The sequence below is a fragment of the Streptomyces sp. HUAS MG56 genome (assembly GCF_058673395.1).
This window is the reverse complement of sequence record NZ_CM178722.1, coordinates 8,379,332-8,392,934: the sequence shown is the minus strand read 5'-3', so window position 1 is coordinate 8,392,934 and position 13,603 is coordinate 8,379,332. Positions and strand designations below refer to the sequence as shown.

Sequence of the window (13,603 nt, the reverse complement as noted above, 5' to 3'; positions counted from 1 at the left end):
CCCAAGCGGCTGGGACGGTGTCCTCGGCGTCGGCGGAGTGGGCGGCACCGGTCTCAAGGAGCGCCCCTCCGCACGGGGTGCCAGGGGTGGCGCGCAAACCGCCTGCTCGACGTACTTGACTCAATCAGATGGCAATGACCACAACATCTGTCTCGCTACCGTAGCAGTTAAGCCCAAGAGTTGCACATGAGAGCGGCGATAGGCGTCTCAGGTTTCACATCTCACGGCTAGACTGTTGCGGTGAGAGCCGACGCAGCACGCAATCTGGAAACCGTTCTGACCACCGGGGCGCGGATGCTCGCCGCCGACCCGGGCACGAGCATCGCGAGCATCGCCGCCGAAGCGGGCGTGGACCGGCGTACCGTCTACCGGCGCTTCGCCTCTCGTGAGGAACTCCTCGCCGCCATCTACGCGTCCCGTCTCACGGCCATCGAGCAAGCCATCGAGGACGCTCGGCTGCGCGAGGCCCCCGTCGCCGTCGCCCTGCACCGCTACGTCGAGAACATCATCGCCGTCAACCGCACCTGGCCCGTCGATCTGGCCCGCATGGTCGCCGACGACACCGTCCGCGCACGCCGCGACGCCTTCGTCCGCGAAGTCGACACCTTCCTCCAACGCGCCACCGTCGAAGGCCTGCTCCGCCCCAACCTGCCGGAAGGGTGGGCGAGCGCACTGCTGCCGCAGCTCATGCACCTCGTGTCGCGGCAGATGCCCCATCTGAGCCCCGCCCAGGCGGCGGACGTCGTCGTCGACACCCTGCTGCACGGCATCGGAACGTCCTGACACTTCAAGGCCCTGCAACAGCGGAACACCCCGAGCACACCGGGTGCGGGATTCACTGCGCCCCGCCGGATTCCGGCTCGAAAGCAGCCAGTCGCCGGCCGGTCGGGCGTGATCCCACCCGCCTACGGAAGGGCGCCGCCGTTCAAGGGTGTTGTTCAGCAGCTACGCGGGGAAGGCTGCACCCTTCGAAAGGCTCGCCGCATCCGCCCGGTCCGAACGAGCCCGGGCCCAGCCGAAGGTGTCGGGGCCGGCCGCGCGCGCCACGGACGCTCAGCCGGCCGAACCGACCTGGCATGAACGGCGGATCGCGGACCCCGTCGCCGGCGGCCTGACGGAAACGAAGACCGGCGAGCGCATCTTCCTGTCGCCGCGAACGGTCAACTCCCACCCCTACCGCGTGTTCCCCGAGCTCGGCATCACCTTCCGCGCCGCACCGGCCGGCCTGGAGGACGGTCATGGCTTCTGGAGCCGGGCCTCGAACGGCAACGCTCAGTCGAATGACTCAAGCCCCGAAGCCGCGGGTCGGGGAAGGAGATCCGGCCCTCCGGGCGGCGGGTGTGCCACACGGCCCGCCGCCTGCGGTGCCGCCTCCGGGAGCCGGTCGTACGCGAGGTGTGCGCCGGGCAGCGGTGTCACCACCCGCGTCATACCGCCAAGTGACGGATGTGTCCGATTTCGTCGCGGGCGAGAGTGTGTATCGCCGGCCCGGCCACCGGAGGAACAGCCTCTGAACCACTGCCCAGCGCGGAAGGGCACTTTTGCGTCACCTGTTTGACAGGTGACGCACCGTGTGCGAGGGTCATCGCGCCACGAACCGCGGTGATCTCGCGCTCGGGACGGGAGCGGGAGTTCACGGACCGGTCACCGGAGAACGCACGACGGAGGGTTTCAGATGATCAACAGGCGTACTTTCAGCAAGACCGTGGGCCTGGGCGCCGGCGCGGCCGCGGTCTCACTGTCCGGCATACAGAGCAACGCGTCCGCCGCCACCGGTCCGGCCGCCGCCCGGCAGCCGGGCGGCACGCCCGCGCCCACTGTGCCCAGCATCGCCCCCGGCACCCACACCGGCTTCCGCACACTCAGGCAGATCAAGGCCGGTGTCCTTGACATCAGCTACGCCGAGGCCGGACCCGCGCACGGCCCGGTGGTCATCCTCCTGCACGGTTGGCCGTACGACATCCACAGCTACGTCGATGTCGCCCCGCTCCTCGCCGACCTGGGATACCGCGTCATCGTCCCCTACCTGCGCGGCCACGGCAGCACCCGCTTCCTGTCCCGGCGCACCCCGCGCAACGCCGAGCAGTCCGCGATCGCCCTGGACATCATCGCGCTGATGGACGCCCTCAAGATCGACAAGGCCGTGCTCGCCGGCTTCGACTGGGGCTCGCGAACCGCCGACATCATCGCCGCGCTGTGGCCCGAACGCGTCACGTCCCTGGTCTCCACCACCGGCTACGTCATCACCAATCTCAAGGCGCAACTGACGCCCGCCGCCCCGGCCGTCGAGCACAACTGGTGGTACCAGTGGTACTTCGCCACCGATCGCGGCAAACAGGCCATGGAGAACGTCGACGAGCGCATCGCCCTGTGCCGTTACGTGTGGACCCTCGTCTCCCCCAACTGGAACTTCGACGACGCCACCTTCCAGCGCACCGCCCAGGCCTTCCACAACCCCGACTACGCCGCGATCGTCCTCTACAACTACCGCTGGCGCATCGGTCTCATCGAGGGCGAACCCCGTTACGACCGCTACGAGAAGCAACTCGCGGCCCAGCCCTCCATCCACGTTCCGACCATCACCCTCGACCCCGCCCTCGACCCCTTCACCCCGCCCGGCGACGGCACCACCTACCGCAGCCACTTCACCGGGCCCTACGAGCACCGCACCATCGCGAACATCGGGCACAACCTGCCGCAGGAAGCACCCACCACCTTCGCCCAGGCCGTCGTCGACGCCGACCACCTCTGAGCCCCCGCGCCCGCCACCGACGCGGCAACCGACAGACCGCGTCGGTCACTCCCTGCCGCTGCCCGTGGGAGCCACCGAGCAGCACGGCTCTCATCCGCCCACCGGCGTGGGCGGCTTCCTGGCCGCGGAGGTGTGCCGGCGGGCGCGGTGCCGGCCTCCGAGCACACGTCAAGCCGTCGGTGCCGACGGGCCTGTCGGAGCACCACACGACCTTCGGCGACACCCTCACACTCACCCTGCCCACGTTGCACGCGCCGCTGCGGGACAACCGCCGCTCCGTGATCCGGGTGGGTTTCTCCCGCATCCTGATCGTCAACGGGCGCGGCGGGAACATGACCGCCCTCAACGCCCTGACGAGCGAGCTGACAGCGGAGCCGGTGACGCGGGAGACGTCCATGACGATGGCCGCATTCCCCGAGCCGATCCGCGCCGAGCACCTGGCCGAGAGCCGCGGGCCGCGGATCATCCTGTCCACGGAGTCCACCGAGCCGGTGTACGTGGCCACCGGTCCGGGCCGTAGCCCGGAAGCCTCGACATCGATGTTGGTCTCCCGCGCGATGCGCTGCTGGTCCTCGTCGTGGGTCGTGCGGTAGTCGGTGACTGCGGGACCGAAAGGGATCTCGACGGACTCCGCATGCCTGCCATGGCCCCGGTGGGTGGCGCGGGGCGTGTCGTCGCCGCTCATGGCGCCTCATCTCTTTGTCCTGCGTGTCCGCACGGTCACCGGCTGCACGCGCCGGCCGACGGATCCACGATGTGCGTCACCGCCTTGACGGGTGACGAATCGTCATGACAAGGTCATCACCAGTCGAGGTGGTGACGCGCCTGGGTCGGGACGCCCCCGCTCCACCGCCGAAATACCTGAAACCTCCTGAAAGGGGTTTGTCGTGGTGAGCATCAGGAGCGGACGCAAGCGAGTGGTGACGGGTGTGGTCTCGACGCTCACAGCGGGTCTCGCGCTCGGCTCATTCGCCCTCAGCGGTGCGGCCAACGGCGCGACCGAGACCGCCGAGGCCGCCGGAGCCGGCAGACACGCCAAGCCGACCATCGTTCTGGAACACGGCGCTTTCGCCGACGGCTCCGGCTGGAACGGCGTCATCGCCCAGCTGCGTGCCGACGGCTACCCCGTCGTCGCCGCCGCCAACCCCCTGCGCGGCCCCGCCTCCGACTCCGCGGCCCTGCGTACCGTCCTCGACCACATCAAGGGCCCTGAGATCGTCGTCGGCCACTCCTACGGCGGCGACGTCATCAGCGAGGCCGCCATCAACGACCCCCAGGTCAAGGCCCTCGTCTACGTCGCCGCCTTCCTCCCGGCCCCCGGAGAGAGCGCCCTGGAGCTCACCAACAAGTACCCGGGCTCCACTCTCCCCGCCGCGCTCGACCCGGTCACCTACAAGCAGGCCGACGGCACCACCGCCACCGACCTGTACATCCAGCAGGGCAAGTTCCACGACCAGTTCGCCGCCGACGTCCCCGCCGCCCAGGCCGCCCTCATGGCGGCCGAACAGCGCCCGATCGCCCAGGCCGCTCTTGAGGAGAAGGCCACCAGCGCCGCCTGGAAGACCAAGCCCAGCTGGGACGTGGTCACAACCCAGGACCTCAACATCCCTCCCGCCGTGCAGCGCTTCATGGCCAAGCGGGCTCACGCCCACACCACCGAGGTGGCCGCCTCGCACTCCGTCGCCGTCTCCCACCCCCGCCTGGTGGCCGACGTCATCGAGCGAGCCGCCCGCGCCACCGTCCACTGACGGCACCCCGGGCACGGCGGGACCGCACGCCCCCCCCCGTGCCCGGACACCACCCCCGGTCGTCGCCGACATACCTTCCGGACGCGTACGGAACTTTGTGTAAGTCCTCGGATTTCACTTGGTGTTGAGCCGGTCCTCGAAGAAGAGTGAGAACTGGTTCAGTGCCTTCTTCCAGTGTGCCGCGACGTGGTTGACATCGCGTGCTCTGGGGGTGATCTGCTCGCGGACGGCGAGGTAGAGCACCTTCAGCGCGGCTTGTTCCGAGGGGAAGTGGCCGCGGTTGCGGGTGGCCTTCCGCAGCCGTGCGTTGATCGATTCGATCAGGTTCGTCGAGTAGACGACCTTCCTTATCTCCGGCGGGAAGGCGAGGTAGGGGGTGAATTCGCTCCACGCGGCCTGCCAGGTCCTCACGATCGCGGGATACCTCTGGCCCAGCTCGCCCGCGGCGAAGTCGGCGAGGGCCTGCTCGGCCGCCTGCTCGGTCGGGGCGGCATAGATGGCCTTCAGCTCCGAGACGAGCTTGGTGTGGTGCTGCTTGGAGGCGAACCTCAGCGAGGCACGGATCAAGTGGATCACACATGTCTGGACGGTGGCTTTGGGCCAGGTCGCGGTGACCGCGTCGGGCAGGCCCTTCAGCCCGTCGCAGGCCACGATGCACACGTCCTCGACGCCGCGGTTGCGGAGCTCGGACAACACGGTCATCCAGGTCGTGGCGCCTTCGCCCTCGTCGCCGGCCCACAGGCCGAGCACGTCCTTGCAGCCGTCCATGTCCACCCCGACGGCCAGGTAGACCGGCCGGGAGGCCACGGACCCGGAGCGGATCTTCACCCACAGCGCGTCGATGTAGATGATCGGCCAGACGGCGTCCAGCGGTCTGTTCTGCCATGCGTCGAGCTCGTCGGTGACGGCGTCGGTGACCTTGCTGACCAGGTCCGGTGAGACCTGGACGCCGTACAGGCCGGCCAGGTGCGAGCGGATGTCGCGCACCGACATGCCGCGGGCATACAGCGACAGGACCTGCTCGTTGAAGCCCGCAAGTCGCCTGGCGTGCTTGGGTACCAGCTGAGGCGCGAAGGACCCGTCACGATCCCTCGGAACGGCCAGCGTGACCGCGCCGGCATCGGTCAGCACCGTCTTCAGCGATGTGCCGTTGCGGCTGTTGCCCGAGCCGCGGCCCGCGGGATCGTGCTTCTCGTATCCGAGGTGATCGGTCATCTCCGCGTCCAGGGCCCGCTCCAGCACGGCCCGGGTCACCTCTGTCAGCAGCCCGCCGTCACCCAGCAGGGCTGCGCCCGAGGCGTCGGCGCGGTCCAGCAGCCGCTCGACGACCTCATCCACGAGCTTGTCCTCGGCCGGTTCGACGGCCGGGATCTCGTTGTCGTTCATGTCCGTCCGTCCCGGCTGGCCAAAGGCCCCAGGTCAGAGCCCTGACCAGCCTGTCACATCACGGACTTACACGATCTTTCAGACACGCCCTACCTTCCAGGTGTGTGTCGTGGTCGGTCTCGTGCTGCACGATGTGTGCCGACCGGCCTCCGGGATGCCGACCCAAGCGCGGCCGACGCGTACCGCACCGGAGTCGACATGCCCGCGGTCGGTGCCGGCGCCGACGGTGACGGAGCGGCCTTCTGCACCACCCTCTTCCGCGATCCGGCCGGCATCCAGCGCGCCTTCAAGGACAAGGCGCTCTTCGAGAAGGCGCCCTCGCCGGACCCGGCCATGGCGCCGAACCTCTTCGGTTTCCGTCCGGGGCACGTTGCCGGGCCGACACTCTGCGCAGGTGTCGGCACGTCCGTTGTCAGGTTCCTGGGGCGTACGCGACACCGAAGCCGAACTCGCGGCGCTGACCGGGTTCCAGGGCAAGTGCAGCGACGTGTTCGGGGCGGTTGAAGGCGTTGGTCATCGTCTCGACGGGTTCAAGGGCGATGGAGGCGCGCCGGTCTCGGGCCAGCGTGTCTCCGGTGAAGACATGCATGAAGCCGCCGTACTGCCACACCAGCAGTTCCTCGCCGGTCGCCGGATCGGTGAGTACTGTCTCGATCCGGCCGTCGGGGCCAGGGGCCAGGTCCGCGTAGCAGGCGTCGATGACCGCGTCGCCGAGTCGCTTCGATGCCCGGAAGTCCATGTCGGGGCAGTCGTCCAGTGGCAGCAGGGCGGCATCGCCGGGCAGTGGGATGAGGGATGCGTCGGTGCGGATCAGGGTGTGCGCGGGGACATGCAGGACCAGGTCATCGATGGGGTGCGACAGAGCGAAGTAGGGGTGCCAGCCCGTCGCGTAGGGGGCGGTGGTGTCCCCCACGTTCGTCGCCCGGATCTCGATACTCAGCTCGCGGTCGGTAATGGTGAATTCGGCTTCGAGGTCGAGGGCGAACGGGTAGCCGGGGTATCGGCCCGGTCTGATGCTCGTGGTGTGGAGCAGGAGGCGGGCGGAGCTGGCCGTCGTGGTGGAGTGGACGAGTTCGAAGGGTGTCTCGCGGGCGAAGCCGTGGTAGATCGTGCGGTCGCCATGGTGGCCGGGCAGCAGGTCGTGGCCGTGGCCGTCGTAGCGGTAGCGGCCGTCGGCGACGCGGTTGGGGAAGGGGGCCAGCAGGCCGGCTCGTACGCCGTCCTGGGAGAGGAGTTCCTTTTCGTCGCGGTAGCCGTCCGTCAGCTCCTTCAGCGGCCCGGTCTCTTCGCGCCTGACCTGCCAGCTCAGCAGGGTTGCTCCGCGCAGTGCGAGGACGGCGCGGACGGTGTCGTCCGGCGCGGAGATGGCAAGGGTGGGTTCGCCGCCGAGGCGGTCCTCGGCGATCCGGTACTCGGCGGTCATTCCCCTGGTGTTCCTCTCAGCTCGTTTCGGGGGCGAGCTTCTTCGCGCCCGTCATGATGGCCACCGCGTCCTCCATGGAGTGCGACTGCGGGGTGATGACGCCCGCGCAGCCGCCGAGTCGCTGGATGTGGATGCGGTCGGCGACCTCGAAGACGTTGGGCATGTTGTGGCTGATGAGGATGATGCCGAGGCCCTGGTCGCGCAGGTCGCGGACGAGTTTGAGGACCTGGCCGGTCTCGCGGACGCCGAGGGCGGCGGTGGGCTCGTCGAGGATCACCACGCGGCCGCCGAAGGCCGCCGTGCGGGCGACTGCCACGCACTGCCGCTGGCCGCCCGAGAGGGTCTCCACGGCCTGGTTGATGTTCTGCAGCGTGCCGATGCCGAGCCGCTTGATGTGGTCGGCGGCCTGACGCTTCATCTCGCTGGTGTCGAGCATGCGGAACACCGAACCGAGCACGCCCTTGCGGCGGATCTCCCGGGCGAGGAACAGGTTGCTGGCGATGTCCAGCGCGGGGGCGACGGCGAGGGTCTGGTAGACCGTCTCGATGCCGGCTTCTCGGGCGTCCTGGGGCCGTTTGAAGTGGACCTCCTTGCCGCCCACGAAGAGGCTGCCCTGGTCGGGGACGAGGGCTCCGGACAGGCACTTGATCAGCGTGGACTTGCCGGCGCCGTTGTCGCCGATGACGGCGAGGACCTCGCCGGGGTGGAGGGTGAGGTCGACGTCGTTCAGGCCGACGACCTTGCCGAAGAGCTTGACCAGGCCCTTGGCTTCGAGGACGGGGGCGGTGGCGGTGGTCACGACTTCACACTCCGGATCCACTGGTCGACGGAGACAGCCGCGATCACCAGGATGCCGACTGTGAGGACTTGGTAGTTGGGGTCGATGCCGGCCAGCGCCAGGCCGTTGACGAAGACCTGGACGATGAGGGCACCGATCAGCGAGCCGAGCACCACACCTCGTCCGCCGAACAGGCTGGTGCCGCCGATGACGACCGCGGTGATGGACTGCAGGTTGGCGTTGAGACCGCTGTTGGGGTCGCCGCCGCCGACGCGGCCGACCAGGATCCAGGCGCCCACGGCGATGGCGAAACCGCCGACCATGTAGGCGCTGAGCAGCACCTTGTTGACGGAGATGCCGGCCAGGCGGGCCGCTTCGACGTCGTCGCCCACGGCGTACAGGTGCCGGCCCCAGGCGGTGTAGCGCAGGGCGTAGCCGATCACCGCGTACAGGGCGATCATGATCAGGACGCCGTTGGTCAGGTTCAGCTGCCCGAGGGAGACCGTGTTGGCGGTCCACATGAGGATGTTGCCCGGCTGCAGGGCGATGGTCTGGCCCTTGGCGTAGATGAGGGTGATCGCCGTGAAGATGCTGAGGGTGCCGAGGGTGACGATGAACGGCGGCAGCTTGATCTTGGTGACCAGCAGTCCGTTGAGGGCCTGCGCGGCGATGGCGACGGCCGCCCCGGCGAGCAGGGCCACCGCGCCCGGCCAGTGGTTGTCCGCGACGAGCTTCGACATCAGCAGCGAGGCGAGCACCATGACCGCGCCGATGGACAGGTCGATGCCGGCGGTGAGGATGATGACCGTCTGCCCGACGGCCAGTGAGCCGATGACGGCTACCTGCTGGACGACGAGCGAGAGGTTCTGCAACGCGTAGAAGCGGTCGTTGACCAGGGAGAAGACAACAGCGGCGAGCACCAGGACGATCGCCGGGCTGAGTGCGGGCTGTCGGTGCAGCACCGAGTGGATGCGCTGGGTGAGGGTGGCGGGCCGGTTGAGGAGCTCCTCCGCCGGTGCCGGTGTGGCTTGAGGATCCACGTGGGTGGTCACAGGGGGTCCTTCCGGTTCTTTCCCTCGTGCGGGCCTTCATAGGGGCTCACGGGCTCGTGGGCGTGTGTGGTGCAGTGCGGGTGCGCCGCCGGCGTGTACCCGCCGGCGGCGTACCGGGATCGGACCGGGTCAGCTGCCCCAGCATTCGGAGGCGGCCTGCGAGGGGGACTGGACGGTCAGGCCGCCGAGGGGCTTTGCGGCGGCGAGAGCGGTGCCGGTGTCGTAGAAGGACTTGCCGTCGGTCACGCTGGGCTTGCTGCCGCCACGGGCCAGCTTGGCGATCGAGTCGACGCCGAGGGACGCCATCTTGCCCGGGTACTGCACCGCGTCGGCGGCGAACTCGCCGCTGGTCAGGTTCTTCAAGCCGGCGCAGCTGCCGTCGATCGCGTAGATCGCGACGTTCTTCTCCTTGCCGGCCGCCTTCAGCGCGTTGTACGCGCCCTCGCCCGCGGGTTCGTTGATCGCGTAGACGACGTTGATGTTCGGGTTGGCCGACAGGCAGTTCTCCATCGCGGTGCGGCCGCCGTCGATGGCGCCCTGGGTGGGCTGGTGGCAGGCGATCGTGTAGCTGCCGCCCTTGCCGCCGGTGTACTTGCCGGACTTGGCCTCCTTGCCGTTCTCGGTCTTGCTGCCGGGGTCGATGCCCATGCCTTCCAGGAATCCGTGGTCGCGGTTGATGTCGACGGAGACGACCTGGTTGTTGAACAGGTCGAGCATGGCGATGACCGCCGGCTTGCCGTTCAGAGCGGCCGCGGCGTACTGGCCGTCGAGCTTGCCCGCTTGCTCGTTGTCGGTCGCGTAGGTGATGTTCGCGACGCTGGCCGGGTTCGGCGCGGTGTCCAGGGCGATCACGAACAGGCCGGCCTGCTTGGCCCGGTTCAGGGCGGCGTTCACGGCGTCGCCGTTCGTGGTGATGAGGATGCCCTTGTCACCGCGGGATATGGCGTTGTCGATGGCGGTGATCTGGGTCTGGGTGTCGCCGTCGGTGTTGCCCGCAGCCACCGTGAGACTCACGTTGTCCTTGGCGGCCTGGGTCTTGGCGTCCTTCTCCATGCTCACGAAGTAGGGGTTGGTGAGCGTCTTCAGGATCAGCGAGACACCCACCTTGCCGCCGCCGCCCGAGGCGGACGAGGAGGAGCTTCCGTTCGAGGAACCGCAGGCCGCGAGCGTGGCGCCGAGGCAGACGCTGACGCCGATCGCGGCCACTCCGGTACGCCGACTGCGGCGGCTCGGCACCTGGCTGGTGGAGATGTTCATGGCTTGATCCCTTTCGGAGCCGTCCCTTGGCCGACGCTGAGACAACGTTGACTGGGCGAGATACTGGGCCTGTATGGACGAGCCCGTCAAGACGCTGATAGACATGCGCGGGCAACGAGTAGGTAACGCACAACCGGTTGGAGACAACGATGACTCAGGGCGAGGCCGCGCCCCGGTCCACCCGCAGCCGCCCCACCATGCGTGAGGTCGCGGCGCTGGCCGGAGTGGCCATCAAGACCGTCTCGCGCGTGTTCAACGGCGTCCCCACCGTCGATCCGGCGATCGTCGCCAGGGTCCGAGAAGCCGCCGACAAACTGGGCTACCGCCCCAACCTCACGGCCAGCAGCCTGCGCCGCGGCGACGGCCGCACCGCCACCATCGGCATGCTCGTCGAGGACGCGGCCAACCCCTTCTCCGCTGTCCTGACCCGCACCGTGGAGAACGTGGCCCGGGAACGCGGAGTGCTGGTGCTGGTCGGCAGCCTCGACGAAGACCCGGCGCGGGAACGGGAGTTGGCCCAGGCGCTCGTCGACCGCCGGGTCGACGGGCTGGTGATCGTCCCCGCGGGACGTGACCAGAGCTATCTCATCAACGAGCAGCACACCGGCACCCGCATGGTCTTCGTCGACCGCGAGGCCGGCCTGCTCGACGCGGACGCCGTCGTCTCCGAGAACCGGCAGGGCGCCATCGCCGCCGTCAACCACTTGTTGAAGGCCGGCCACCGCCGCATCGCCTACCTCGGCGACCGCGCCTCCATCCCCACCGCCGCCCAGCGCTTCGAGGGCTACCGGCACGCCCTGGAAGTCGCGCACATCGCATACGACGACGAGATCGTGCGCCACGTCGGGTCCAGCGAGGAGGCGGCCATCGCCGCGACCGAGCAGGTCCTGTCGCTGCCCGATCCGCCGACGGCGCTGTTCACCAGCCAGAACTTCGTGACCATAGGCGCTGTCCGCGCGCTGCGCGCCATGGGCCTGCAGGACACCGTCGCCCAGGTGGGCTTCGACGACTTCCCCCTGGCCGACATCCTCAGCCCGGGCATCTCCGTCATCGCCCAGGACGTCGAGCAGGTGGGCAGGTCAGCCGCCGGGATGCTCTTCCGCAGGCTGGACGGCGACGAGTCGCCCACCCGCACCATCACCGTGCCGACCCGGCTGATCGAGCGGGGCTCCGGCGAGATCCCAGCCGAAGGACCGCGCCATGACTGATCCGACACATGTGACGAGGCTGTCCCCGAGCGTGACCGTGATCGGCGAAGCCCTCATCGATCTGGTCCAGCTCGACGTGCCTGGGGACTACCGCGCGCGACCCGGCGGCAGCCCGTTCAACGTCGCCATCGGCCTGGCCCGGCTCGGACACCGCACCGCGCTCATGGCCCGCATGGCCGACAACGCCTTCGGCCGCATGCTGCGAACCCAGGCCGAGGCCGAGGGCATCGACCTGTCCTATGCCCCGGTCGCCACCGAACCCACCACGCTTGCCGTAGTCTCCACGGACCCCGAAGGCCGGGCGAGTTACGACTTCTACCTGGACGGCACCGCGGACTGGCAGTGGACCGACGCCGAGACCGCCCGCACCCCGCAGGACACCGCCGTAGTGCACTTCGGTTCGGTCGCCTCCTGGACGCCGCCGTCCGCGGAGCACATCCACTGCGCCGTTCAGCGCCTGCGCACCGGCGGTACGGCGCTGATCAGCTACGACCCCAACGTCCGCGGCGCCCTCCTGGGCGATCCGGAACGCGGGAGGCAGGCCGTGGAACGCAGCGTCGGCATCGCCCACCTGGTCAAGGCCAGCCGTGAGGACGTCGAGTGGCTCTACCCCGGGATCCCCATCGAGCAGATCGCCGCGCAATGGCTGGAACTCGGCGCGCTCCTCGTCATCATCACCGACGGCCCCGACGGTGCCCACGTATTCCGGGCCGGAGCGGGAAGCATGAGCCGGCCCGGCCGGAAGGTAGCGGTGGTGGACACCGTCGGCGCGGGCGACGCCTTCACCGCCGGACTGATCGGCGCGCTGCTCCGCCACGGACTGCGCACCCCACAGGCACTGGCCACGGCCGACCCGGACGTGCTGGCGATCGCCGTGGACGACGCGGTCCTCGTCTCCGCGCTGACCTGCGAGCGCCTGGGCGCCGATCCGCCCACCGCCCTGCCCCGCCCCCACCTGCCTGCCCAGGCGCCCCTGGAGGTGACGGACCTGACGTGCCCTGATGGCACCGGCCTGGTGGGGACGGGCAGTCCAACTCCACAGCCGGTACAGTCCGTGAAAAGCTGACGGTCACGCGGCGAAGGATCCCCGGCGGGGCATTGCATCGGGTGTGGAACGTGTGCGACGGAGCGGCACCTCGTCGAGGTGGCCCTGAGGTCACGTGCCCGAGGAGTGGGCGCACCATGCCGGACGGCGGCAGAAGACGGGGATGCCGCAGGAGGTCGGGCACCGGGGGGAAGTGGCGCCTGGCCCTGGACACTTCGACCCGGCCACCGCCCCTCTCATCGCCAGGCCCTGACACGCCGTCCGACCCGTCGAACGAAAGTTCCGGATGTCGATGGTCGGCAGCTGCGCAAAGCGGCCAACCACGCACTTCCACGCCTTCGGCGACACCCTCCAGTCGTCCTCCCCCATCGCCGCCGTCATCGCCGTCGCCCCTCATCCCCTGATGGCGATCGTCACCGAGGGCAAGTACTACCTGGGCCGCACCGACGACGGCATCGCCGAATCGCTACTCGCCGCGGAGGGCAACCCGAGCGCGCCGACGTACGACTGCCACGTCTGCCGCCAGCCGTACGAGCGCCCGGACCCGGCCGCCTGCGCCACCCACGACGCGGCGTGTGCTCGCCCTGTGCGAGCACGGACAAGATCGGCAACCACGTCCTACCGGCCGCGGACCTAGGGCACAGCCGGAGCACGACGACCAGTTTGCGTAAAAGCGTCTCGTCGCCACGACGGCGACTCGGGCGCCACTGCCACGCGGAATGCCCGAGCCGCCGTGCAGGCGCAGGAGCGGGCCAGCACGGGGGGAACCAGCCCGCTCCTGCGTACGGCGCCTGCGTACCTCCCGAGGAGAGCAGGCGCCCTGACCCCACATGACCGGGTCACCTTCTCCAGCGCGCCGCGCGCCAAGAGTGTCACCAGCAGCAGGCGGTGATCGCGAAGTCAAAACTCTTGCAAAGGAGGTCACTTGAGACCATCACGTTTCAGACGCGCGAT

11 protein-coding genes and 1 pseudogene are annotated in these 13,603 nt (G+C 69.3%); 7 read left to right on the top strand and 5 right to left on the bottom strand.

Features of this window, described 5'->3' with window-relative positions; all coding sequences use genetic code 11:
• Positions 1 to 294: 294 nt before the first annotated feature.
• The 4 genes from AC4OXY_RS38890 to AC4OXY_RS38875 all read left to right on the top strand — a co-directional run bounded on the left by AC4OXY_RS38890 (position 295) and on the right by AC4OXY_RS38875 (position 4,500).
• Entirely contained in the window at positions 295 to 783 is a 489-nt protein-coding gene (locus tag AC4OXY_RS38890) for a TetR/AcrR family transcriptional regulator (RefSeq protein WP_356030830.1), read from the top strand.
• A gap of 892 nt (positions 784 to 1,675) precedes the next feature.
• Positions 1,676 to 2,752, top strand: coding sequence for an alpha/beta fold hydrolase (locus AC4OXY_RS38885; protein WP_376290271.1), 1,077 nt, complete (start codon positions 1,676 to 1,678; stop codon positions 2,750 to 2,752).
• Positions 2,753 to 2,931: 179 nt separating this feature from the next.
• On the top strand, positions 2,932 to 3,345 hold the full coding sequence (locus AC4OXY_RS38880) for a creatininase family protein (RefSeq protein ID WP_491992033.1): 414 nt from the start codon (positions 2,932 to 2,934) through the stop codon (positions 3,343 to 3,345).
• A 294-nt stretch (positions 3,346 to 3,639) separates the two neighbouring features.
• Positions 3,640 to 4,500 (top strand): alpha/beta fold hydrolase, encoded by an 861-nt coding sequence (locus tag AC4OXY_RS38875; RefSeq protein ID WP_491992032.1) that lies wholly within the window; start codon positions 3,640 to 3,642, stop codon positions 4,498 to 4,500.
• A 114-nt stretch (positions 4,501 to 4,614) separates the two neighbouring features.
• Here the strand turns inward: AC4OXY_RS38875 and AC4OXY_RS38870 are convergent, their stop codons facing one another.
• From AC4OXY_RS38870 to AC4OXY_RS38850, 5 genes are all read right to left on the bottom strand, one after another.
• Positions 4,615 to 5,886, bottom strand: a complete 1,272-nt coding sequence (locus AC4OXY_RS38870) for an IS256 family transposase (RefSeq protein ID WP_491991204.1) — start codon at positions 5,884 to 5,886, stop codon at positions 4,615 to 4,617.
• Positions 5,887 to 6,298: 412 nt separating this feature from the next.
• Positions 6,299 to 7,309, bottom strand: coding sequence for an aldose 1-epimerase (locus tag AC4OXY_RS38865; RefSeq protein ID WP_491992031.1), 1,011 nt, complete (start codon positions 7,307 to 7,309; stop codon positions 6,299 to 6,301).
• 16 nt (positions 7,310 to 7,325) lie between these two features.
• Complete coding sequence (locus tag AC4OXY_RS38860; RefSeq protein ID WP_356030694.1) at positions 7,326 to 8,108, bottom strand: ATP-binding cassette domain-containing protein; 783 nt, start codon at positions 8,106 to 8,108, stop codon at positions 7,326 to 7,328.
• Complete coding sequence (locus AC4OXY_RS38855) at positions 8,105 to 9,139, bottom strand: ABC transporter permease (RefSeq protein ID WP_356030693.1); 1,035 nt, start codon at positions 9,137 to 9,139, stop codon at positions 8,105 to 8,107. Before AC4OXY_RS38855 ends, AC4OXY_RS38860 begins: the two co-directional genes overlap by 4 nt.
• A 129-nt stretch (positions 9,140 to 9,268) precedes the next feature.
• The gene (locus AC4OXY_RS38850) at positions 9,269 to 10,396 is read right to left on the bottom strand and encodes a substrate-binding domain-containing protein (protein ID WP_362823949.1); all 1,128 of its coding nucleotides are present in this window, start codon (positions 10,394 to 10,396) and stop codon (positions 9,269 to 9,271) included.
• Between the two features lie 149 nt (positions 10,397 to 10,545).
• Here AC4OXY_RS38850 and AC4OXY_RS38845 point away from each other — a divergent pair, with 149 nt between their 5' ends.
• The 3 genes and pseudogenes from AC4OXY_RS38845 to AC4OXY_RS38835 all read left to right on the top strand — a co-directional run.
• Positions 10,546 to 11,604, top strand: a complete 1,059-nt coding sequence (locus AC4OXY_RS38845) for a LacI family DNA-binding transcriptional regulator (RefSeq protein WP_356030690.1) — start codon at positions 10,546 to 10,548, stop codon at positions 11,602 to 11,604.
• Positions 11,597 to 12,670 carry a carbohydrate kinase family protein gene (locus AC4OXY_RS38840; RefSeq protein ID WP_491992030.1) on the top strand — a complete coding sequence of 358 codons (1,074 nt, stop codon included), beginning with the start codon at positions 11,597 to 11,599 and terminating at the stop codon, positions 12,668 to 12,670. Before AC4OXY_RS38845 ends, AC4OXY_RS38840 begins: the two co-directional genes overlap by 8 nt.
• Before the next feature lie 232 nt (positions 12,671 to 12,902).
• Positions 12,903 to 13,276: pseudogene (locus tag AC4OXY_RS38835) on the top strand (allantoin permease); the annotation flags it as partial.
• Positions 13,277 to 13,603 lie beyond the last annotated feature (327 nt).

What these genes read in the sequence shown, in the direction of transcription:
- AC4OXY_RS38870 (WP_491991204.1), bottom strand. Translation starts at nt 5,886, where the DNA reads ATGAACGACAACGAGATCCCGGCCGTCGAACCGGCCGAGGACAAGCTC.
- AC4OXY_RS38840 (WP_491992030.1), top strand. Translation starts at nt 11,597, where the DNA reads ATGACTGATCCGACACATGTGACGAGGCTGTCCCCGAGCGTGACCGTG.
- AC4OXY_RS38865 (WP_491992031.1), bottom strand. Translation starts at nt 7,309, where the DNA reads ATGACCGCCGAGTACCGGATCGCCGAGGACCGCCTCGGCGGCGAACCC.
- AC4OXY_RS38890 (WP_356030830.1), top strand. Translation starts at nt 295, where the DNA reads ATGCTCGCCGCCGACCCGGGCACGAGCATCGCGAGCATCGCCGCCGAA.
- AC4OXY_RS38845 (WP_356030690.1), top strand. Translation starts at nt 10,546, where the DNA reads ATGACTCAGGGCGAGGCCGCGCCCCGGTCCACCCGCAGCCGCCCCACC.
- AC4OXY_RS38885 (WP_376290271.1), top strand. Translation starts at nt 1,676, where the DNA reads ATGATCAACAGGCGTACTTTCAGCAAGACCGTGGGCCTGGGCGCCGGC.
- AC4OXY_RS38850 (WP_362823949.1), bottom strand. Translation starts at nt 10,396, where the DNA reads ATGAACATCTCCACCAGCCAGGTGCCGAGCCGCCGCAGTCGGCGTACC.